Genomic DNA, 23757 nt, shown 5'->3' on the forward strand with positions numbered 1-23757 from the left:
TCCTCCTAGCTCTCCTCTATTTTTAGTAGTTTTTTCCCTCGAGCAAGGTGTGTCTTCACTGTATTGACTGGTTCAGATAATATCGTGCTGATTTCTTTGATGGAAAACCCATTATAGTAATAGAGCACCAACGGAATTCGATATTTCAAATCTAATTTTTGTAGCATGTGTTTTAATTCCATTGAACGTATCGTTGTATTTTTTTCTTCCTCGTATTCTACATAAAAAGTTTCTTTCTTTGATTTTTTGAGAATTTTTTTGCAATTATTAATGAGAATTTTGCATAACCAGGTGTTAAAATATTCTGGTTTTTGCACGCTTTGGATATTTTTGTAGGCCGTCAATGCTGTTTCTTGTAAACAATCTGCAATGTCTTCTGAATTGTTCAAAAACTTACGCGCTGTATTATAGAGAACAGCTTCATAACTTTTAAACAATTGGACAAATGCCTCTTTATCTCCCTCCTTTGCTTTTTTTACTAAAAATAAATCACTGGGCACACGATTTTCCTCCCACTTCATAAAGATTTTTTCTCTTACATCTATTAGAGTCAAATAAATAGGAAAAAGTTTCAAATACATAAAAATAATTTTGGCTATTTAAGCGTTTTCTAAAAGATGCATATTCTATCATTTAACTGTAAAAAACATAGGTACAGAAATAGGGAATACCTACAGCTCTAAAGTTGCAATTGGAGAAGCAATATGTGCTGGGGGGGGCTACACGCAAGAGTGGTACATCTACTATTCTTACAATCCAGTCAACAGTGCATGCTATGTTGTTTCTAACACATAATATTACTGACTAAAAAATAAAGAAGAAACTGAGCTAAAACTTGTCTCAGTTTCTTCTAGTATCTCTAAAAAAGAATAAATAGTGTTCAAAGTCTGACCTTCGGCAATAAGCCGAAATTGTCCAAAAATTTGAGAAGAACCAAGTAGACGACAATCAACAGGGAAAACAAGTATTTGTGTTTCTTGTCAATTGCCGGAAATTCCTTCTTATTTCTTGCTGCTAAGGACTTCTCAATCTCTTTCAAACAATATCAATCGTTTATTCTGCACGCAGAGCAATCGCTGCATCTTTTTTAGCAGCCATTCTTGCTGGGATGTGCCCACCTAACATCGTTAAGATCGTAGAGACGATCACGAGGATCAGTGCATGGAGTGGGTTCAGTTGAGCCACATTTTTTAGATCAGTCATTTGATAGAGTAAATGATTGATTGGGAACGTTGCTAACCAAGCAATCAAAACACCTAATAAGCCCGAAGAGATTCCTAAGATACAAGTTTCTGCGTCAAAGACACGAGTGATATCTTTTTTACGAGCCCCTAATGCTTTTAACACCCCGATTTCTTTGGTACGTTCGATGACTGAAGTATACGTGATAATACTGATCATGATCATACTTGTCACTAGTGAGATACCAGCAAAAGCAACCAATACATAAGTGATGGCATCCATCAAACCACCAGTCAATTCAGTCATTGTTCCTGCTAAGTCAGAGTAAATGATTTTATCTTCTTCTGCTTTTCCTTTGTTGTAAGCATCTAAGTAATCAAGGATTTTTTCTTTGTCACCAAAGTTATTTGGATAGATCATGATGCTAGTTGGAATGCTGTCACCGCCTAAATAGCTGATCAGTGATTGTTTAGCTGTTTCATCCACTTTTTCGTTGGACATCACATTCGTATCACTAACTTTTTGCGCTTTTACAATTTCAGAATCTTTATTTTCGTTAACGATTTGTGTCGTTAATTGATCACTATATGCAATTCCAGGGGAAAGAAGATTCATTGTTGAAGAAGATTTTACTCGTAAAATCCCTGCAATCTTTACTTCACTCGTTGAATTAGCATACATCGTATCGTAATCAGTATTTGGAATAAAGTTGCCAGTAGGTAATTTCGTGTAGTAATCATTGTTGTTGATCACTTTGAAAGTTGTCCTAACAATGCGATCAAAGTCTAATTTTTGACCGTCTTTTACATCAAAGCCCAGGTTTTTCAAGGCATTGATATTTGTATTGTTGTTACCATCTACGATCAAGACCACGTCATTCGCAGAAGCAGGATAACTGCCTGAAAGCAGTGAATAGTTCGCTTTTAAAAAGTTTTCTTTTTGATTGTCTAACTGTGTTGGAAAACTGGAAACACCGACACCCGTCATAGCAGACATTGTGCTTGATAACGATAATGATTCGTTTTCAGGGTTTTGGTTAGAGAAACTTACTGGTTGCACTTTACCATCAACTTGGCGAAGCATATTGATACCAGTAGCACGAGTAAAGCCAATATTATTACTTAAATTAGGATCGATATCTTTGACATAATCTACATAAGATTGGTCGATTTTATTGGTGTGCTGTGCTTTATCTTCATCACTGATCTTAGCAGTTACCTGTTTTGTATTTGGATAATCCGCTTTACTCGTACCCAATGAAGCAGAATCTGTTGAACGATTGGTTGTCACTTTGGAGATAGTGATCGGGAATTTTGCCATCGTTTCAGACTGTGTTTTATCAATTTGTTTTTGGAAGCCTGAAGATAATGCCAAGACGATCGCAATCCCGATGATCCCAATACTTGAAGCAAAGGACGTCAAAAATGTTCGCCCCTTTTTCGTGCGGATATTATTAAATGAAAGTTTCAAGGCTGTCCAGAAACTCATTTTTGTCCGACGTAAATTGAATTGATCATCTTTTGGTCGTTCGATATGAGGATGTGAATCTGCCAAGATTTTACCATCTGAAAATTCAATGATTCGATCTGCATATTGATGAGCAAGATCAGGGTTATGTGTAACCATGATTACTAGTTTCTCATTAGATAGTTCTTGGATCAATTCCATGATTTGGATACTTGTTTCGGTATCTAGAGCTCCAGTTGGTTCATCGCATAAGAGGATATCTGGATCGTTGGCTAAAGCACGGGCAATTGCGACCCGTTGCATTTGTCCGCCAGATAATTGGTTTGGTTTTTTGTGCATATGATCCGTTAAACCGACACGGCGTAAGGCTTCCTCAGCCTTTTGGCGTTTTTCTTCTTTGGCCACACCGCTAAGTGTCATCCCTAATTCAACATTTTCGATGATTCCTAAATGTCCAATCAAGTTATAACTTTGAAAAATAAAACCAATCGAATTGTTTCGGTAAGCATCCCAATCGCTATCTTTAAAGTCTTTTGTGGACTTTCCGTTGATCACCATATCTCCGGAATCATAGTTGTCTAAGCCACCGATGACATTCAACATCGTTGTTTTTCCTGAACCACTTGGACCAAGAATGGCAACAAATTCTTTTTTTCTAAAGGCAACAGATATGCCATCTAATGCTTTAGTCGTTGTTTCGCCAACTTTATAATATTTCTTTATATCTTTAAGTTGTAGCATATTCGTCCTTCTTTCTTATTAGAATATTCGGTATACTTAAAAGTATATCAGAACAATAAACGCAGTATAATCAATGAATGTTAACTCAATATGAACAATCAGAAAGAAACAAGAAATTTTTCAAAAAATCGAGGGAATAAAATGAACCGTATATTAGTAGTAGAAGATGATGAAAATTTACAATTGCTTTATCGTTCAGTATTAGAACATGCTGGTTTTTCGGTAGTCACAGCTAGTAGTGGAACAGAAGCACTAGCACGATTGGAAAATTTTCATGTAGAATTGATTATTACCGATATCATGATGCCTGAGATGGATGGTTATGAATTGTTGGAAAGTTTACGAGATGGAAAAATAGAGCTTCCTGTGCTGATGATCACGGCTAAAGCCGATTTTGAAGATAAAAAACGCGGTTTCCAGTTAGGAACGGATGATTACATGACGAAGCCCGTAGATGTCAATGAAATGGTTTTACGTGTGGAAGCGTTATTAAGGCGAGCAAAAATCAATCATAGTAATCAATTGAATATTGGAAATACTACCTTAGATCAGGAAACGTATGAAGTAAGACAAAATGAAAAGGTCAGTGTGCTACCTCAGAAAGAATTTCTTTTGCTTTACAAACTGTTAGCTTATCCGAATAAGATTTTTACGAGACAACAATTGATGGACGATATTTGGGGGTTGGATACAAATACAGAAGAACGAACGATCGATGTACATATCAAACGATTAAGGACACGTTTTGAAGCAAGTGAAGATTTTCAGCTCATCACCGTTAGAGGACTCGGGTATAAAGCGGAGGTCAAAAGATGAAAAAGAAATTATACTCTCAACTGTGGATCTACTTTGCTAGCATTGTGTTTGTTTCAATATTAGTGACTCTACTGTGCTTCTTAGGCTTTATTTTTTTGCTTTCTCATCAAAATGTTACGCCATCTGAACGACCAACACTCTATCCGTTATTCGTTTTTGCTTTTTTTAGCATGATCGTCGGCACGGTAATCTCTGGCTTTGTCGGTCATAGGATCTTGAAGCCAATCAGTGAATTACGTAAAAATATGAGTAAAGTAGCTACAGGTGATTTTTCTATTCGAATGGAGGAACCTCCCAAAGTCGCAGAAGTCCAACAGTTATATAAAGATTTCAACGTGATGGTCCAAGAACTCAATAGCATCGAAACGCTAAGAAATGATTTTGTTTCGAGTGTTTCTCATGAGTTTAAAACACCACTAGCGACGATCCAAGGCTATGTCCAATTGTTACAAGCACCAGATATTCCAGAAGAAGAGAAGCAAGTGTTTTTGCAACGATTGATTGAAAATATTACTCAGCTCTCACAGTTGACTGAAAATATCTTGAAACTAAATAAGTTAGAAAACCAAAGTGTCAAAATCGAAAAGCATAAATTTCGTTTAGATGAACAAATACGAGAAGTCATCGTGTTTTTGCAACCTAAATGGGAAGGGTTGAAGTTGCATATCGATTTGGATACGGTCTTTTATGAGGGAAACGAAGAATTTTTATACCAAGTGTGGTTGAATATCATGGATAATGCGATCAAGTATAATCAACCTGATGGCAAGATCGAAATTCGTTTGACTCAAAATGCTACAGATATTTTATTGGAAGTAACGGATTCAGGTGTAGGGATGAACGAAGAAACTCAAAATCGCATTTTTGAAAAATTTTATCAAGGAGACACAAGCCGTCAGATGGCTGGCAATGGCTTGGGATTGTCTTTGGTAAAAAAAATCCTTGAATTGCATGAGGGTACGATACGCTATAACAGCATTCCTGAGGTAGGAACCACAGCTGTGATCAGCTTGAAAAAATAAAAAGCTAAACTTTAATGATGAAGTAGTTGTTCTGTTCAATTGTTTTATTATGAACTAAAACCAGATCAATTACGTGATAAAAGAAACATACTAAGATGAGTGGTAAGGTATTCCGTCGACTAATCTTAGTATGTTTTTGTCTTTCTCAAATGGCTCAACTCTAATAATCTGAAGCAGCAATTGATTTCGGAGCGTTATTCATAGATTTTAGATCTGACTATTATGCTGTTTTATTTAAAAATAATCAACATTTATATTTTAAAACAATATTATATGTAGTATAATATGTTGTGAAAGAAGATATTGTATAAAAGAAGGTGAAGGAATGCACATCCAAGTTCCAACGATATTACTTGATGGCACGGTATTAGCTGCATTGAGTAAAGAAGATATGTATGGCTATGCGTTGACTAAAATCGTACAGGAAAGCCTGTCGGTAAGTGAGTCAACGATGTATCCCGTCTTAAGAAGGTTAAAAAAAGAAGGATTTTTAGATACTTATGATGAACCCTTTGAAGGAAGAAATCGTCGATATTATCAATTAACACCAGCGGGGTATAATCGGTTAGAAGATATTATTGATGAGTGGATCGTCTTTCGAGATTCCTTAAATCGATTATTGGAGGATAATAAACATGAATGAATATTTAGATGAGGTAATAGAGGAAATCCAAGAGATTCCTGAAGATGACCGATTCGATTTGATTCAATATTATGAAGAATATTTTTTAGATTCTGGCAAAACAATTGATCAAATCATTGAAGAATATGGTACGCCTAAACAGTTTGCGCTTAAATTGAAAATCAATTATTTCTCTGAACAAGATGATTCAGCAACAGATGAAGTCAACCCAAGAAGTTCTAAACGACAAATTCGGTTGATTTGGATGATCGTGATTGGCTTATGTGCCTCCCCTCTGTTGATTCCTTTGGCGATTGGTTTTGTTGCAGTGATCGTGGGGTTATTATGTCTATTAGTCGCTTTGCTGGTAGGTGGTTATGTCGGTTGTATTACTGTTTTAGGGCTTGGATTATTTTCAGTTGTTTCGGGTATTGGTGTGTTGGGGCAGTCGATAGAAAGTGGATTATTTTACGTTGGATTAGGGCTATTCGCTACCGGAACCGTCGTCTTCTGTGCGCCGCTCCTTCTGAAAATGACAAAATGGATATTTAAAATGATGATGAATTTTGTGAAGTGGGTTGGACGTCGTTTTGTAACGAGACGTGCGATTCATTCGTCGAAGTTATAAGAAAAAGAGGTGTGAAGATGAAATTAAAATATTTTTTAATGGCTGGTCTAGGCTTGATGGTTAGTGGTGGCTTACTTGCTGGGACAACCTATGCGTTTGGGACGCACCGAAGCCTTGCTTGGGAAAATGGCCCTCAATTGGTCGAAATGAACCATGACTCACAAGTGATATCGACAAAAGAAAAAATCAACAAAATAGTGGTCAATGCACAATACCAACAAGTTGAGATCAAACGTGGCAAAAATTTTGAAGTTAACTCTACGTATGAAAAAGCAAGTAAACCTCAAGTCACTACTAAAGGAGATACTTTGACGATTAACGGAAATGGTCGTGAACAAAACGTCTTGTTTCATGTAATGAATAACACATCCAAAATCACCCTGACAGTTCCTAGCGAACTTCCTTTAGATCAACTTGTGTTAGAAGGAGAGCAAGGGCAACTGTTATTAAATGACGTAGTGAGTGAGAATGTTTCCGTTACAAATAATGGTGGATACATTACATTTAATAAAGTTGATGGAAAAAAAGTCAAAGTAAATTCTGTGCAAAGTTATGTAAATATTGATAATTCAGATATTTCAAACATCGAATTGAATGCCAAGTATGGGAATCTATTCTTAAATGGATTCAAAAATACCCAAGGAACAGTTATGTTAGAAAATTGCTATGTAGACTTTCTTGATAATGGAGAGATTGGATTAGATATTGATCTATTAGGGATGTCAACTGTCACAAAAAATAATGAAGAATTACCAATCAAAACAGTGATCAAAGGAGAAAACAATATAAAAATCACTGGTTATGATAGCAGTGTGGTGATAGCTGACGAAAACCATCAATATGATGTTTAAAAAGGATAAAGTCTTTCATTAAGAGTAAGTAAAGAGAAATAAATCGAAGAGGTTCAAAGATAGGTGCAACTATTTTTGGAACTTTTCGATTTTTTGATTAAGTGATTTTTTTCAAAAGATTTTGAATGACGGACGTTGATTATGGATGATGATCCACGTAAAAGTTTTTTTCGAATAACGGTTTATTCACATTTAGATAACGATTTTACATCTTTTATCTCGGATAGGTGTTTGATAGATAGTTTCTCAGATAGGTTAGCTAATATAACAGACATGACTGTTATATTAGCTAAGACATCGGGAGTATCATGGGGAAGAACGATTTTTTTCATCGCTTAACTTACAAATCTGTAGTAAAATAAGAGAAAATAGAGAAAACACAGCTGAGATAATAAGGTGGAAAAATAGATGAGAATAGATGAAGCGAAACAAGAAGAGCTACAGTTAGAAATAACAAAATTACATAATTATCTCACGGAACTTAATCATAAATATTATGATACAAAAAAAGAACGTGTGATGATCGATTACCCGAATAACTCAGAAGGTCGGCAATTAGAACAAGTTTACAATGAAGTATTCCATCATTTATTGAAAGTAAAGAGGGAATTAGACTATTACTCTTTGCCGATTTTAGATACAGGGATCTTAAAGTACGACGACGAAAAAGAGCGTTTTGTGTTCAAATCAGTTCGAGAGAATTTGATTCTTTCTGCAGGAATTGATTTAGAGATTTTAGTGGAAGATTATTTTACCGAAGAAAAACATTGGGTACGCACAAGGTTAGAATATTTACCCCAAACTTCCGGGGGACCACAAGTGAGTGGTTGGTATATCACAGAAGATAAGGAATTAGAATTAGAGGGAGTGATGGCACGGATTAGAAAGAAACCAATCATGTAGGAATGGTCTAAGAAAGGAACTAAGTGATGAGTGAAAAGAAAGCGGTTTATGTAAATGGGTATATTGGATTGATCGGTTTGGTGTTATTAGTTGGTATCGGCGGCTTCTTATTCTATTTTGGCATGACAAGTGGAGCGATCTTCCAGACGGTCATGGGTTTTGTTTGTTGGTTGATTGCTATTGCACTACTAAGCTCCGCAACGGTTGTTAGTCCCAACCAAGCAAAAGTTATTTTGTTTTTTGGACAGTACATTGGGACGATACGAGAAAGTGGTTTTTTCTTAACGGTTCCGTTTGCACAAAAAATCAACTTATCTTTAAAAGTACGAAATTTTAACAGTTCGGTTTTAAAGGTGAACGATTTAGATGGCAATCCCATCGAAATATCTGCCGTCGTAGTTTTTAAAGTTGTTGACACGGCTAAGGCGTTGTTCGATGTGGCGTATTACCAAGACTTTGTTGAGATTCAAAGTGAGACAGCGATTCGTCATATTGCCAGCCAATACCCTTATGATACTTTCAATGAAGAAGATTTGACTTTGCGAGGCAATACGACTGCCATCTCTGATGAATTAGCCAACGAGCTACAAGAGCGGTTATCTGTTGCTGGGGTCGAGGTGATTGAAACGAGATTGAATCATCTAGCGTATGCGACTGAAATTGCTAGTGCAATGTTACAAAGACAACAAGCAAAAGCTATTTTATCTGCTCGGCAAACGATCGTTGAAGGAGCAGTTACGATGACACAAATGGCATTGGAACAAATTGAAACAGGACAAGAGATCAATTTCACAGATGATCGGAAAGTCCAATTGATCAATAACCTACTTGTTTCGATTATTACAGATAAAGGAACACAACCAGTCATTAATACAGGGACAGTGAAAGAAAAATAGCCATTATTGAGTAAATATCGTATGATTGTAACGAATTTTTCAACTGTATTTTTTCTATAATAGAACAGTAGAGTAGTCAGAGACTGAGCCAAAACTCAGTCTTTTTTAGTATCTCTAAAAACGAATAAATGGCGTTCAAAGAGCTGACCTCTTGTTCACGGTAAGATCAAAGCAGCATCTTCAAAAAATATGAGAAGCAGTTTTCGGAAATTCCTTCTTATTTCTTGATGCTAAACACTTTTATCTCAACTTCTTTTTATAAAATTCATCAAACTATTATCTAAATAAAAAACGATTCGATTCAAGCTTGCGAATCACTCTTTTGCTTTGTGATAGATAAATGACAATATTGAAAGATATTTGACAGTTAAATCAAAGGTAAAATACGGTCTTTTTTTTTATAATTGCCCTATCATATGTGAAAGAAGGAGAGGAAATGAAGAAACTACTGGTCGGGATTGGCATTTCCATTGCAGCGTTGGTATTAGGTTCGGTAGTTTTTATCTTTGGGGGCCTAAAAATTGCGGATCGAATGATCATGGGTGGCGATAGCTACTATGTCAAAATTACGACAGATGGAGAAAAAGAGGAAATAAAAGATGATCGTGATGAAATAACCATCCAATATAAATATACTCTTCCCGGATATGATGAAAAGGGAAGTGAAAAAATATTAACATTTAATGGACAAAAACCGCGTCCTTTAAGAAAAGGAGCCTATTTAGAGATTACATGGAATAAAAGCAAAGGTGTCACTTCTTATGAAGAAGTCAAACAAAACGATATACCTAAGTTAGCACAAGAAAAACTAAGTAAAGGATAGATGAAAATGGAAAAAATTGTTGAGGTTCAAAATGTAACAAAAATCTACGGTAAGAATAATGAGAAGAAGACACAAGCCTTAAGTGGGATTAGCTTTACAGTAGAAAAAGGAGAATTTATCGGAATCATGGGGGCTTCTGGATCTGGTAAATCAACGTTGTTAAATATTTTATCTACATTAGACAAACCCACAGACGGAAATATCCGAATCAATCAAAACGATGTAACAAAGTTAAAAGGAAACCAATTAGCAGACTTTCGTGCGAAAGAGATTGGCTTTATTTTCCAAGATTTTAATTTACTAGAAAACTTAACTGCACAAGAAAACATTGCAGTACCACTTTCCTTACAAGGTGTTAAACCTAAAGAAATCAAGCGACGGGTCAAAGCAGTAGCAGAACGTTTATCGATTTCTCATATCATGGGAAGTTATCCTTCTGAAATTTCAGGTGGTCAAAAACAACGGGTAGCAGCAGCTCGTGCCTTGGTTACACAACCAACGATCTTATTAGGTGATGAACCGACTGGAGCTTTAGATTCTAAGAGTGCGCGTGATTTGCTAGATACGATGAAAGAATTGAATCAAAAAGATGATGTTTCAATTCTATTAGTAACACATGATCCGTTTTCTGCCAGCTACTGTGAACGAATCTTATTTATCAAAGATGGCGGTATCCACGAAGAAGTCAAACGTGGCGAACAAAGCCGTGATGAGTTTTATCGTCATATTCTAACGATCTTAGGAAATCTAGAACAGTAAGGGGAGGAAAAAACATGCTTTGGAAATTATCGCTTACTGGGATTAAAGGGCGTTTAAGAGATTATATTGTTTTATTTTCAGGTTTGGTTATGACTTCAGCTATTTTTTATATGTTCGAGTCAATCGCAAGCAATGAAGCGTTTTTAGAAAGTAATTCTACCGTTGGATCAACTGTTTTAATTTTTCATTTTGGCTCGGTATTATTAGCAATCATTACTTTTGTATACATCCTTTATGCTAATTCATTTTTAATGGCGATGCGTCAGAAAGATTATGCAATGTTTATGATGTTAGGGGCTAAGGGCAGAAAAATTGCACAAATGATTTTTACCGAAACATTTGTTGTGGGTGCAACGGCGACCGTCGTTGGCTCTGCGATTGGTGTAGGGCTAACAAGTATTGTGGAACGAATACTCGTTGAACAATTAAACATTTCAATTACACATTTTACACCATTTAGTGTAAAGGGTATTCTGATCACTCTTTTCTTTTTTGCTGTTTTGTTTTTATTAGCAGCAATCACCAATGCTTTTTCAATTGTGAAAAAGCCAATTCTTACATTGATTCGTGCGGAAGCTACACCAACACGAATGAAACAAAATAAATTTTTATTTTTACTTGAAGTTGTATTAGGGGTTGTTTTATTAGGCGTTGGTTATTACGTTCTATCAGAAATTGCACGTATTGGATTGTCTGGTTTAGGGATTTCTCTCGTAACGATTTGTCTGGGAACCTATTTCATTTTCCATTCAGTGATTATTTTCTTCTTGTCTTTACTGAAAAAATCAGAAGGTATCTCATTGAAAAAGTTGAACAACTTTACCTTATCACAATTAAGCTTTAGGATTCGGGACTATACGCAAATGCTTTCAATGGTAGCGATCTTATTTGCTTTAGCTTTAGGAGCGTTAACGGTTGGTTTAGGATTCAGAAATCAAATCTCCGCATTGACCAATTCATCAAACGCTTATGATTTAGTTCTAAACAATGCACAAAAGATTGACCAAGGAAAAGTCAGAGAATTAAATCCAACGTCAAATAACATCTATGCTCAAAAAGAAGATGAACAATACGTTTATTACAATTATGATGAATGGGAAAAAGAGCCGCTTAGATATATTGCATATAGTGGGAACACTTTTGCGGATAACAAAGTAAAGACAGCAACTGGTGAAGAAATCGCAAAATCAAGTGAGTTGCAAGAGACATTAAGACAAAACGAATTACCTACGCAACAAGCGAAGGGAATAAAATTAGTTCGTGCGAGTGAATTCGATCAATTAGCGTTGCCAGAAACAACGTTACAATTAATTACAGTCAAAGATTTTGAAGCAAGTTTACCAGGTATCGAAACATTAGTGAAAGAAAATAATCAAGTCAATCCAGAGTTGAAAGATTACCAAGCCATGAGTGGACAAAAATATGAAATGTATCAACAAGTGAATGGTATTTTCTCAGGGATGGAATTTATGGGCTTCTTCCTAGGAATTGCGTTCTTAGCGATGTTAGCAAGTTGCTTGATGTTTAAGATTCTTTCAGGTAGTAAGAGCGATATTGGTCGATATACGATGTTAGAAAAAATCGGTGCGACTCGTGGTTTATTAAGACAATCGATTCGACGAGAAATTGGTGTTTTATTCTTAGCGCCTGGTATTTTAGGAGCGATCCATGTCTTATTTGGTTTAAGACTATTTGAATTTTTAATGAATGATCCATATCGTGATGTGTTGATACCATTCGGAATTTTCTTTGTCATGTACTTTATTTACTATGTATTGACTGTTTGGTTATATACAAGTATTGTTTTGAAAAGAGAGAAATAAAAATACTCTAAATAGGTGATATTGTTGGTTTCATCGATAGCACTTGTTAAAGAGACGAAAAAGAAGCATTGGTTCATCTGAGGTATTGAACTAGGCAATATCAGCTTCTGGAGGAATAAATTGTTCCATATGGATTACTGAAGTGGTTTGATGGACGATCCAATAGTTAAACAAAAGGCACACTCCTTTGATTTTTGTTCGTTACTTGAATCTTACAAGGTTGTGTGCTTTTTGTGTACGCTAAAACAAGAAACATCTGAGACATCACACGTTCACTCTAAACATGAATAAGCCGGAGAAGAGACTGAGACAAAACTTGTCTCAACCTCATCTCCGGCTTGTTTTCAGAGCTAGACACTTCTGTCATAGCTTTTTTTAAGTTAATCTACTCCATGATGGATGGATGATCGCTAAGTTTTTCAATAAAGGAATGGTGTCGGCTTTGACTTTAATGACAGTCGTTTTTGGAATTTCTCTGGCAGATAGTTGCAAGTACAATTCCCAGTAATTTGGTGTTTTCATTGTAGAAAGATATTCTGGTTTTTTCCTAATTGTTTTTAAAGACCAAGTGTCTACATCAACTAGCGACATCTCATTTTTATCCCAAGACACAGGTACTACCAAAGGTTTTGAAACATTTTTAACTTTGGTTTCTTTATTATCTTCTTTTTTCGGTTCATCGTATTTAGTTAAATCATACGATTCAATGATCGCATTCAATTTTTTGGCGTATTGTTTATCTGTAGCATAGCGGCCTTCCAGATACTTCGTTGCCTCTTTATAACTTTTGGCTTCAGATTTCCAAGTTGGTTTGTAGAAATCTTTGTTATTGGACAACCCGCCTTTGATCAATTTCGCATAGTCTTCTAAGCTTTCTTTATAAGAAGGGTATTTACGGAAGGTTGCATGGATTTGGTAATTTGCACCGTTGCTGTCTTGTTCCAAAGTATTGAACAAAACACTTTTTCCTTCATAAGTTCCTTTTATGCCAAACAGATTATAGTTTGGTTCACTTGCCAACAAACTATTGCCAGAACCACTTTCTAAAATCGCTTGAGCCATCATAACAGAAGCGTAAATGCCTTCTTTTTGACCAATTTCTTGCGCGCTTGTAGCAATTTTTTTCAAAAACTGATCCGTTGTTTGATTTTTTGTAAAGTTGAATGAATCATTTAAACCATCTAAAATCGACTGGTTTTTCAGTTGGTCAGTCACGCTTGGTAGACCTGCGATATTGACACGTACTGCAAAATCTGGTCTGAAATCAGCAATTGAAGTAATCCGAACTTTGTCACCTGGTTGAGGGGCATGAATAAATTGTCCATTACCAATATAAATCCCAACGTGATGAGTGACACCTGAGGAAGGTCCCCAGAATACTAAGTCACCTGGTTGTGCTTGATCTACTGGAATCTGTGTTCCAGCGTATTGTTGTTCACCTGTCCATCCACCGATATAATGACCAGTGGCCTTCATGTAAACATAATAAGCTAAACCCGAACAGTCAAATGTACTTGGTCCTTTTGCTCCCCAAACGTAGGGTCTGCCTAAATATTTATAGGCTTCTTTCACGATTTCTTTTTGAACTGCTGTCGTGTTTGTTGGTAAAGTTGTTTCAATCGGTGTTTTGCTGACAAAATCGGAGGACCCGTCTACAGGATTTTCAATTCCTGCCTGTTGACCTTTATTTTTGTCATTTGTTTGGTGATTGGAAGAATTATTGGTATTCGCTGAAACAACTGAATCGTTACTGGTTGACGTTGACGGTTTCGATTGTTCTTTTGAACTATCAGTTGGTTTATTTTTGTCTGTGCTAGGTTTCGTTGTATCATTAGGTTTTGTCGTTTGAGAAGAATCTTGAGTATTTCCAGCTGAATTAGTCGTATCCTGAGTAGAAGAGTCTTCAGATGGAACAGTTGGTGTGTTGAATGAAGCAGTCAATGATAGATCCATTACACCAACGACAAAGAATCTTTTTTGATAATTCACTTCTTGGGCACCATTTACTTGGAAAGAAAGTAATTTTTCACCTTTAGGAGGGGTGATTTCATAGAACACTTTCGTTCCTTCTTTCAACCCACTGACCGTGCCATTAGGTTGGATGGTCAACTCTTTTTCTTCTCGAGGGGCGCTACTGATAACAGACAGCTTAATTTTCCCCAGTAATTCGGGATTAACTGTCAGTGTATGTGTCGCAACTTCTTCCGCAGGTTTCTCAGTTGATTCACCTGTTTCAGTCGTTGATGAATCAGTGGTTGATGATTCACCCGTTGAGCCAGTTGTGGCTGATGAATCTGTGGTGGACGATTCAGTTGTGTCTGTACTTGATGCTGTTGAAGTTACAGAATCACTTCCCGAAACAAGTGAGCTACTTGTAGTTGTTGGTTGGTTTTCTGTTGCAAAAACAGCTTGAGTCGATAAAATCGTTGGAGCAATCAGCCAAGATGCAGCAAGTAGGCGTATTGCTTTATTTTTGTTCATATGCGGTACTCCTTTTCTTTTTGCTTGTGACGAGTCTCTATGCTCATGCAACTGTTGTTAATACATAACAAAGATCTGATTTTTTTGATTAATAAGCTACGATTCTTTTTTCTAATAAGTCGCTTCGCTTTAACATTTTAATTATTCTGCATGCCATTAATTTGTTGGGGGAGAACAAATTTGGGGGAAATGGTCATACTACTTAAATTGTACCAAAGGAGATAGATTTCTACAAAATATTTGTAAAAATAACGACCGTAAAAAACAAAAAAAAAATAAAACACAAAAATACTTCATCATGTTTTATTTTTTTCTTCATAATTTATTCACAAATGCTACTTACACGCTTAGTTGAAGCTCTTTTTTTCAATTCTACTGGTAATAATTTTTCGCTCCATTCTTTTTCAGGCGACTGGATACGGGCTAATAATAATTGAGCAGCAGATTGACCTAATTCAAAAATTGGTTGAGCGATCGTCGTTAATTTTGGTTTGACATATTCACACATATCCACATTATCGTATCCAATCACGCTATAATCTTCGGGGATTTTCTTTCCATGTTCTTCCAACCCACGATAAATACCAAAAGCGAGCTCGTCGTTTAAGGCAAAGATTGCGGTCGCAGAGGAATTAAGAATCGTCGGAACGACCTGGTACCCACCATTTTTAGAAAAATGAGTAGGTAGTAACAATAAATTGTCGTGCGAGAGCTGATAAAAATCTAGTGCATGTTTAAAACCCTCGATCCTACGATAGACGTTTTCAGGGGGATTTTGTGGATAAACGAGCGCAATGGATTGGTGACCTAAATGAAGTAAGTGTGTACCAGCCAAGTATCCTCCACGAAAATCATCTGTGCTGATCGCATCACTAAATCCTTCAGCCTTTTTTTGATCCAACACAATAAAAGGTCGATTTTGTTTCTTGAGATTTTCATTGATTGCTGTAGTCGAAACAGCGGAAGTAGCTATGATAAACCCATCGACGCCTCGTCGTGCTAATTCGGCTAAATACTCAATTTCTTTTTGATGGTCAGAATCAGCGTTACATAAAATCGTCACGAAGTTTTGTTTGTATAACACATCTTCAATTCCACGCATTAGCGTATTAAAAAAAGGGTTGGTGATATCCGGCACGAGGACACCAATCGTTTTTGTTTCTTTCGTAATCATTTGGCGAGCGACATAGTCAGGTTGATAGCCGAGAATGTCTTTTGAAGCAAGCACTTTTTCAACTGTTTTAGCGCTGAATTTTTCTTCATTACCATTTAAAATCAATGAAACAGTGGCAATGGAAACACCAGAATGTTTTGCCACGTCTTTAATCGTTATTTTCTTTTTTTTCATTCTGATACTCCTATCTAACGGTTACCTTTATTTTCCCATGGAAAACCAGCAATGTAAATGAAAAACAAGGCGTGTTTGGTTCCTTTATCTGGCTTCTTCGATTGCTTGAAGGATTTCTTTGGTTGTACGCACCCGTGCTGTTTTTGGAAACATTTTTTCAAAAAAGAGCGTATGAAGTTCTAGATCTCGATCACTACAACCATCTTCGATAACAATAACATGGTAACCATGTTGAAAAGCATCTAAAGCGGTGGCATAGACACCGTTTGAAGTTGCTACACCTGAAAGAATGAGCGTATCGATCTTTCTTCGACGAAGTTGGGCATCTAAAGACGTTCCAAAAAAAGCACTTGGATTATGTTTAGTGATCGTGAGTGTGTTTTGTGTTCCTTTGGTGGTAGGTTCAAGTAATAAATCAGTAAATTCTTTAGGGGGGGTATAAAAAGCACCTGCTTGTGCTCGGTCATTTTTAGCACTCAAATACTGAAAGCTGGTAATATCGACATTGACTAGTATATTCCAAGCAGTTGTATGCTTTAACTGCTCAGCAATCAGTTGATTGTTTGAGAGGATGGTGGTTGCATCATAAGGGAATAATTGCCCAGAATTCACAATTCCTTTTTGGAGATCGATCGGTAAAAAAGCTGTTTTTGCTAATTCGAGTGGAATAGGTGATTTTGTAGTAGTCATGGGTTTTCCTTCTTTCAATAAATAGATCGTTTTCCATGTAAGTAAAACATAATTTCTGTATTTGTCAATGAATCGTCTATCAAATCTTTAGTCTGATTCATTTCAATGGTAAAATAAAAAGTAGTGACTTTATTCGTAAAGAGATGGAGATGAGAGAAGAAGGATGAGCTATGTAGAAGTAATCAACGAATGTAAACGGTACAAAATGGGAGAAACAACGATTACCGCAAATGATAATATTTCATTTGCGATCAAAAAAGGAGAACTAGTCATTATACTTGGTCCAAGTGGTGCAGGGAAGTCAACAGTTCTTAATATATTAGGCGGGATGGATAAGCCAGATGAAGGGCAAATCATCATTGATCAGACAGACATCGCTCAGTTCAACGATAAACAATTGACCGCCTATCGTCGAACAGATGTCGGATTTGTATTTCAATTTTATAATTTGGTACCGAATTTAACAGCAAAAGAAAATGTCGAGTTGGCAACAGAAGTTTCACCAGATGCGTTAGATCCAGTGGAGGTATTGACACAAGTAGGTCTGGCACATCGGCTGGACAATTTTCCTTCACAGCTTTCAGGAGGAGAACAGCAGCGTGTTTCCATTGCTCGAGCATTAGCAAAAAATCCGAAATTACTTCTATGTGATGAACCAACAGGTGCGTTGGATTTTGAAACAGGGAAACAGGTGTTGAAGTTATTACAAAATGCGAGTAGAGAACATGGAAATACGGTGTTGATCATTACTCATAATTCTGCCTTAGCACCGATTGCTGATCGTGTCATCCATATCAACGATGCGAAAGTCCGTTCGATTGAAACAAACGATCATCCTTCAACCATTGATGAGATTGTGTGGTAAGGAGGGGCTATGAAAACAAAAACATATCTTAAAGCAAGTGCTAGAGAAATCAAACAATCGAAAGGCAGATTTATTGCCATTGTATTGATCATTTTGCTAGGGACCTTGTTATTCGTAGGCGTTAAAACGGCGGGGCCGGTTATGCAAAAAACGATGGATCACTATGTTGAAAAAGGCAATCTATCGGATTTACAAATCATTTCAACTGGTGGTTTAACGGAACAAGACGTAACTAGAGCCGAAAAAATCCCTGATGCACAACTGGAAACGGGAAAACAATTTTATTATTCCAGCTCAAGTAAAAACGAAGTTGTGCAAGTTTTTTCTTATAAAAAATCAAATAAACAAAACCTTTTAGAAGTAGTAGATGGGCATTTACCAAAGAATAAAGACGAACTCGTACTAGATGAAAAAGCAAAAAGTCTAGGCTATAAAATAGGCGAAACGTACACGATCGATTCTGACAACGTGAAAAAGAAAGACTATCAAATTGTTGGATTTGTACGATCGCCACTTTTCATCAATAATTTAGAACGTGGTTTTGCCAATGTCGGGAACGGCACGATCGATTATTTTGTTTATTTACCTGAAACAGAATTTAACACAGACATTCAATCGGTTATTTACTTAACTTTTAAAAATGTTTCATCCTTTGATACTTATAGTAAAGAATATCGGGACAAAATGGCACAAAACCAAAAAAGCGTGGAGAAACTTTTTCAAGATCGACCAGCTGCACGTTTAACTGAACTAAGGGAACAAGCTAAGGAGTCTTTACAACCAGAAAAAGAAAAGGTGAGTGCTGGTCAAGAACAAATTAGTCTGGCACAAAGTCAATTGGCAGCTGCCAGATCCCAACTAGAGCAACAACGTTCAATGATCGAACAATTGCCTGAAGTACAACGAACAGTAGCAACTAATGAACTAGCTACGCAAGAAGCACAGCTAGCTGAGCAAGAAAAGCAAGTCGCTGAACAACAAGAAAAACTGAATGATGCACAGGCCCAAATTACCGAAAATGAAGAAAAGATCAATCGTTTGGAAAAACCAACCTATCGTTTCCAAGAGCGTTCAGATAATGTGGGCTTTCAAGAATTTGGTGATTTAGCTGAACGGATCGCAGCCATTGCTAATGTTTTTCCTGTTTTCTTCTTCTTTATTGCAGCATTGATCACTTTTACGACGATGACACGGATGGTCGAAGAAAACCGACGAGAAATCGGTACGTTGAAAGCATTAGGCTATACTAAATTTGAAATTGCAAAAAAATATGCTATTTATGCAAGTTTAGCTTCTGGTCTAGGAATCATTTTAGGAACCGTCTTAGGAACCAATCTATTACCAAGAATTATTTTTGAACTATCGAATGAACGCTATGATATCGGATCAGCAGTCATTTTTTATGATTGGTCTCCGATTTTACAAGCGGCAGTGGCGTTTTTTATCGCTGCATTTGGTGCAGCGATGATTGTCTTATTCAAAGATTTAAGAGAAAGACCGGCAGCTTTATTACAACCCAAAGCGCCAAAACCAGGCAAAAGAATATTATTGGAATATATCACACCACTGTGGTCAAGATTAAGCTTTAATCAGAAAATCAGTTATCGAAATCTGTTCCGTTATAAATCCAGAATGTTTATGGCAATCGTTGGGATTGCTGGTTGTGCTGGTTTAATGGTAGCAGGCGTAGGATTGAAAGACTCTTTAAGCTCTGTTTCTGATAAACAATTTGGCCCAATTACGAATTACCAAGCAATTGTCACTTTAGATGGAGAAACAGAAAACAGTGAAACAAAAGCAAAGGAACAGTTAGAATCCGATCCGAAAATTACTGATTTGCTAGCAGTAAACATGCAAACGATCGAGCTTCGGCAACAAGGACAAGCGACTCAAAGCGTTACGATGATCATACCGGAAACGTCAAAAGGTCTATCACCGTTTATTCACTTGATCTCATTAAAAGGACGTAACATGGAGTTGAATGATTCAGGAATCGTCCTCACACAAAAAGCTGCCGAACTGTTTGATGTATCTGAAGGAGACCGCCTTTCATTGTACACGGATGACCAAAAAGAGTTATCGGTTACGGTGAAAGCCATTGCTCAAAACTATTTAGGAAACTTTGTTTATATGAGCCCTGCCTATTATCAAAAAGTATCAGGAAACGAAGCTTCTACAAATGCTTATTTAGTTCAAGCTGACCCAATGTCTAAAAAACAAGAGAATGCTTTGTCAGAAAAGCTATTGGGAACCAATGCAGTAACAAATACATCATTTGTTTCGAAACAAATGGAAACCCAAGAAGAATCACTTGCGAACCTCGATTCAATCGTTGTGATTTTTGTCGTTTTATCAGGGCTGTTAGCGTTTATCGTGTTGTATAATTTAACCAATATCAATATTTCTGAACGAGTGCGGGAATTATCAACGATCAAAGTACTAGGCTTTTTTGATAAAGAAGTAACGATGTATATTGTGAGGGAGAATATTATTTTTACTTTAGTTGGTATTGTAGGTGGATTTGGCATCGGCTACGTCCTAACTGACTTTATTTTACAACAGGCTTCAATGGAGACGGTGATCTTCCCATTAGTGATCACTTGGAAAGCATATGCTCTTTCTGCTGTTTTGACTATTGAATTTACAGTTATCGTTATGATAGCGACCCACTTCAAGCTGAAAAATATCAATATGATTGATGCTTTGAAATCAAACGAATAAAAAAAGCTTCTTGCTAAAAGTTGAGTAGACTTTTGCAAGAAGTTTTTTTATTAGGTAACTGGTTGATGAAAAGAAAATTTGGTGTAGGGAAAATGATACGCAGGTTTTGTTATGCCAATTTGTTGGATGTGCGACAGTTTATAATGGGTGAGGTCTTCCTATTAGAGGGCTTAGCTCTGTCCTTGATAAACGCTTCCTTTTCCTTTATAATAGGATTTGTAAACTTGTATATATAAGTTGGAATGATAGCTGATTGGAGGCGAATGAAGATGTCGTTTAATGAGAAAGTAGTTTATCAAATTTATCCTAAATCTTATCGTGATAGTAATGGTGACGGGATTGGCGATTTAAAAGGGATCAAAGAAAAATTACCTTATCTGCATGAACTAGGGGTCGATATGATTTGGTTGAACCCCATTTATCCGAGTCCACAAAAAGATAATGGCTATGATATTTCTGATTATGTAGCGATTGATCCACTATTTGGAACGATGGAAGAATTTGAAGAACTAGTCACACAAGCAAAGAGCTATAATATAGAGATTATGCTTGATATGGTTTTAAACCATGTCTCAATAGAACACGAATGGTTTCAAAAAGCTTTAGCTGGCGATCGTTTTTACCAAGATTTTTTTATTCTAAGAGATGAGCCAACCGATTGGGTATCTAAATTTGGTGGTAATGCATGGGCGCCTTTTGGAGATACGGGTAAGTATTATTTACATCTCTATGATCAAACACAAGCAGATTTAAATTGGCGAAATGAAGCAGTGCAAACAGAGTTGTTCAAAGTTGTTCGTTTTTGGATGTCTAAAGGGGTCAAAGGCTTTCGCTTTGATGTGATCAACGTGATCGGGAAAGATGAAGAACTCAAAAATAATGCAGAGAACCAAGGAAAAGCAGAATATACTGACAAGCCGATTACTCATACGTATCTTCAACGATTAAATCGGGAAACTTTTGGACAAGATCCAGAAATCATCACAGTTGGAGAAATGAGTTCAACGACGATTGAAAATTGTATTTTGTATACGGAACCAAGTCGGAATGAGCTTTCGATGGTGTTCAATTTTCATCATTTGAAGGTTGATTACGAAAATGGAAACAAATGGAGTACGCCACCTTTTGATTTTGAAGCTTTAAAAAGTCTGTTCCATACATGGGGCGAAGCGATGAGTAAAGGAAATGGCTGGAATGCGTTGTTCTTAAATAACCACGACCAGCCAAGAGCCCTCAACCGCTTTGTAGCAATTGATAAATACCGCACAGAAGGGGCTAAAATGTTAGCGACGATGATCCATTTGAATCGTGGGACGCCTTATATTTATATGGGGGAAGAAATTGGGATGATCGATCCAGACTTTCAGCATATCGATGATTACGTCGATGTAGAAAGTTTAAATGCTTACCAAGAAATGCTGAACCAATCCTTCTCGGAAGAAGAAGCTTTTCGGCGAATCAAGGCGAAATCCAGAGATAACGCTCGGACACCGATGCAATGGACAAGCGATGAAACAGCTGGCTTTACCACAGGAACACCTTGGTTAGGTTTAGCAGCAAATCATGAGGTCATCAATGTAGAACAAGAACGTACATCTGAACAATCGATTTTCGCATACTACAAAAAATTGATTCAATTGCGAAAACAATATCCTGTAATCGCATCAGGGGACTATCAAGCTTATGAACCCGATCATCCTCAAGTATACGGTTATTTAAGACAATTAGACGGACAAAAATTATTGGTTTTAACTAATTTTTACGAAAATGAAACGACCATAACGATCCCAGAAGAATTTGTTAGTGCCCAACCGCTTATCAGCAATTATGCCAATACTCTTATCCAAGAGGAATTGACCCTAAGACCTTATCAAGCGATCGCACTGTTGATCCAGTAAATAAAAGATCAAGAGCAAAAAATTGGTAAACGATGAGCCGATAGTAACTGAGCATGATCTTTGTTTCTAAAGTAAAAAAACTTTCATGAGATTGACAAATTACTGATGTCTTTATGAGCAACTGTTTTGAAAAAAACGATGAATCGGTTGCAGATAAAATTTTACACGAGATATTTCGAAAGAAAATTGTATTTTTAATGAACCATCAGCTGGTGGTAAAACATTCGACGCTTAATCCATGATTTATTGGATTAAGGTCGTTTTTATTTTGTCTAAAAACAAATGTGAGATAAGAAGAAAGAATCATGAAAAAATCAATTGAGTAATGATAAAATTGAGTATCGCAAATCAAAGAATATGATGGAGTCAATAACAATTTAATGTATGCTCTCATCTAAGAAAAAAGAGGATACAATATCATTAATAGACCTAGTGTAAGATGGACTATAAATCTTTTATTTGTATTTTGCATAAAACTTGCCTGAAGTTTTTCTGAAACCCAAACAAATTGTAATTCGTTTTTGGGATGGTCTATTAAATACTGTTTAAATATTTCGCGTTCCTTTTTTTTGGATTTAATTAAGTAAAAACCTGTAACAGCACTGATGGTAAGGGCTATTCCCAAATAGGGAATTATATAATTCAAATTTTTAGGAACGTCTTCAATAGGGAAAAAGTAGTGAATAACACGTTCCAAAATAAAAAAGACAATAACATAAATGATAAATGAAAATTTTCTTTTTAGAGCAAAAGAAGGATCCTTTTTTTCATAATATTGTGAGATTGCTTTTTTTCGTTTCTTTTGTTCTTGTTCAGTTAGGTTTGGAAAAGTACGCTCTCTTTCTTGTTTATATAGAGCCATGATATCTGAATACTCCTGTTGGATCTGCCTGACTTTGTAGACTGTATAAATAAAACTACCATAATATATTAAAGTAAACATAAATTTAATTAAAAGCATTATTTAGTTCTCCTTAAAGACCTTTTTTTAATTATAGCAAACAACATTTGAAAGTAGCTTTAAAAATGTAATAAAAAAGAGAGTAGAGCAATAATCAGATTTTTTTCTGACTATTGTCCCACTCTCTTTTTCTTTTACCTATTAACCTTTACATAAAGCGTAACATGTAGGTGAAATATTTCTTCAGATGATAAGTAGTGGAAGAAGCTTGATTGATTTCCTCGATCAATGAAAGAAATATATACAAAAAAAGTTATGGT

19 protein-coding genes are annotated in these 23757 nt (G+C 36.2%); 13 read left to right on the top strand and 6 right to left on the bottom strand.

What is annotated here, in order from left to right; genetic code table 11:
• Positions 1-5: 5 nt before the first annotated feature.
• Both IGJ32_RS01425 and IGJ32_RS01430 read right to left on the bottom strand, forming a co-directional pair.
• The gene (locus IGJ32_RS01425; RefSeq protein WP_240273835.1) at positions 6-581 is read right to left on the bottom strand and encodes an RNA polymerase sigma factor; all 576 of its coding nucleotides are present in this window, start codon (positions 579-581) and stop codon (positions 6-8) included.
• A 472-nt stretch (positions 582-1053) separates the two neighbouring features.
• Entirely contained in the window at positions 1054-3390 is a 2337-nt protein-coding gene (locus tag IGJ32_RS01430; RefSeq protein ID WP_342082083.1) for an ATP-binding cassette domain-containing protein, read from the bottom strand.
• A 141-nt stretch (positions 3391-3531) separates the two neighbouring features.
• Here IGJ32_RS01430 and IGJ32_RS01435 point away from each other — a divergent pair, with 141 nt between their 5' ends.
• From IGJ32_RS01435 to IGJ32_RS01480, 10 genes are all read left to right on the top strand, one after another.
• The gene (locus IGJ32_RS01435; RefSeq protein ID WP_010720244.1) at positions 3532-4206 is read left to right on the top strand and encodes a response regulator transcription factor; all 675 of its coding nucleotides are present in this window, start codon (positions 3532-3534) and stop codon (positions 4204-4206) included.
• Positions 4203-5228 carry a HAMP domain-containing sensor histidine kinase gene (locus IGJ32_RS01440; RefSeq protein ID WP_010736934.1) on the top strand — a complete coding sequence of 342 codons (1026 nt, stop codon included), beginning with the start codon at positions 4203-4205 and terminating at the stop codon, positions 5226-5228. The genes IGJ32_RS01435 and IGJ32_RS01440 overlap by 4 nt, the downstream gene beginning before the upstream one ends.
• 325 nt (positions 5229-5553) lie before the next feature.
• Positions 5554-5871 carry a PadR family transcriptional regulator gene (locus IGJ32_RS01445; RefSeq protein WP_010736935.1) on the top strand — a complete coding sequence of 106 codons (318 nt, stop codon included), beginning with the start codon at positions 5554-5556 and terminating at the stop codon, positions 5869-5871.
• Positions 5864-6478, top strand: coding sequence for a DUF1700 domain-containing protein (locus IGJ32_RS01450; protein WP_010720241.1), 615 nt, complete (start codon positions 5864-5866; stop codon positions 6476-6478). Before IGJ32_RS01445 ends, IGJ32_RS01450 begins: the two co-directional genes overlap by 8 nt.
• A gap of 17 nt (positions 6479-6495) precedes the next feature.
• The gene (locus IGJ32_RS01455; protein WP_010736937.1) at positions 6496-7329 is read left to right on the top strand and encodes a DUF4097 family beta strand repeat-containing protein; all 834 of its coding nucleotides are present in this window, start codon (positions 6496-6498) and stop codon (positions 7327-7329) included.
• A 408-nt stretch (positions 7330-7737) separates the two neighbouring features.
• On the top strand, positions 7738-8232 hold the full coding sequence (locus tag IGJ32_RS01460) for a DUF5348 domain-containing protein (protein WP_373169067.1): 495 nt from the start codon (positions 7738-7740) through the stop codon (positions 8230-8232).
• 26 nt (positions 8233-8258) lie between these two features.
• Positions 8259-9128 carry an SPFH domain-containing protein gene (locus tag IGJ32_RS01465; RefSeq protein WP_034699254.1) on the top strand — a complete coding sequence of 290 codons (870 nt, stop codon included), beginning with the start codon at positions 8259-8261 and terminating at the stop codon, positions 9126-9128.
• A 436-nt stretch (positions 9129-9564) separates the two neighbouring features.
• The gene (locus IGJ32_RS01470; protein ID WP_207495442.1) at positions 9565-9951 is read left to right on the top strand and encodes a YxeA family protein; all 387 of its coding nucleotides are present in this window, start codon (positions 9565-9567) and stop codon (positions 9949-9951) included.
• Between the two features lie 6 nt (positions 9952-9957).
• Positions 9958-10710, top strand: a complete 753-nt coding sequence (locus tag IGJ32_RS01475) for an ABC transporter ATP-binding protein (RefSeq protein WP_010720235.1) — start codon at positions 9958-9960, stop codon at positions 10708-10710.
• A gap of 14 nt (positions 10711-10724) precedes the next feature.
• Entirely contained in the window at positions 10725-12533 is a 1809-nt protein-coding gene (locus IGJ32_RS01480; protein WP_063626493.1) for an FtsX-like permease family protein, read from the top strand.
• Positions 12534-12908: 375 nt separating this feature from the next.
• Here the strand turns inward: IGJ32_RS01480 and IGJ32_RS01485 are convergent, their stop codons facing one another.
• From IGJ32_RS01485 to IGJ32_RS01495, 3 genes are all read right to left on the bottom strand, one after another.
• Entirely contained in the window at positions 12909-15014 is a 2106-nt protein-coding gene (locus IGJ32_RS01485; RefSeq protein WP_161638201.1) for a glucosaminidase domain-containing protein, read from the bottom strand.
• 322 nt (positions 15015-15336) lie between these two features.
• Positions 15337-16362 (bottom strand): ribose utilization transcriptional repressor RbsR, encoded by a 1026-nt coding sequence (rbsR, locus tag IGJ32_RS01490; RefSeq protein ID WP_010720232.1) that lies wholly within the window; start codon positions 16360-16362, stop codon positions 15337-15339.
• An 84-nt stretch (positions 16363-16446) separates the two neighbouring features.
• Positions 16447-17052, bottom strand: a complete 606-nt coding sequence (locus tag IGJ32_RS01495) for a cysteine hydrolase (RefSeq protein ID WP_063626495.1) — start codon at positions 17050-17052, stop codon at positions 16447-16449.
• Between the two features lie 163 nt (positions 17053-17215).
• Here IGJ32_RS01495 and IGJ32_RS01500 point away from each other — a divergent pair, with 163 nt between their 5' ends.
• From IGJ32_RS01500 to treC, 3 genes are all read left to right on the top strand, one after another.
• Complete coding sequence (locus IGJ32_RS01500) at positions 17216-17917, top strand: ABC transporter ATP-binding protein (RefSeq protein WP_010720230.1); 702 nt, start codon at positions 17216-17218, stop codon at positions 17915-17917.
• Between the two features lie 9 nt (positions 17918-17926).
• Positions 17927-20638, top strand: coding sequence for an FtsX-like permease family protein (locus IGJ32_RS01505; RefSeq protein WP_342082085.1), 2712 nt, complete (start codon positions 17927-17929; stop codon positions 20636-20638).
• Between the two features lie 269 nt (positions 20639-20907).
• Complete coding sequence (treC, locus tag IGJ32_RS01510) at positions 20908-22536, top strand: alpha,alpha-phosphotrehalase (protein ID WP_034699232.1); 1629 nt, start codon at positions 20908-20910, stop codon at positions 22534-22536.
• Between the two features lie 394 nt (positions 22537-22930).
• On the opposite strand, the gene IGJ32_RS01515 is transcribed toward treC, so the two are convergent.
• Positions 22931-23497, bottom strand: a complete 567-nt coding sequence (locus tag IGJ32_RS01515) for a hypothetical protein (protein WP_034699229.1) — start codon at positions 23495-23497, stop codon at positions 22931-22933.
• Positions 23498-23757: the final 260 nt, after the last annotated feature.

This window comes from Enterococcus sp. DIV1639a, assembly GCF_050530445.1.
GTDB classification, from domain to species: domain Bacteria; phylum Bacillota; class Bacilli; order Lactobacillales; family Enterococcaceae; genus Enterococcus_B; species Enterococcus_B hirae.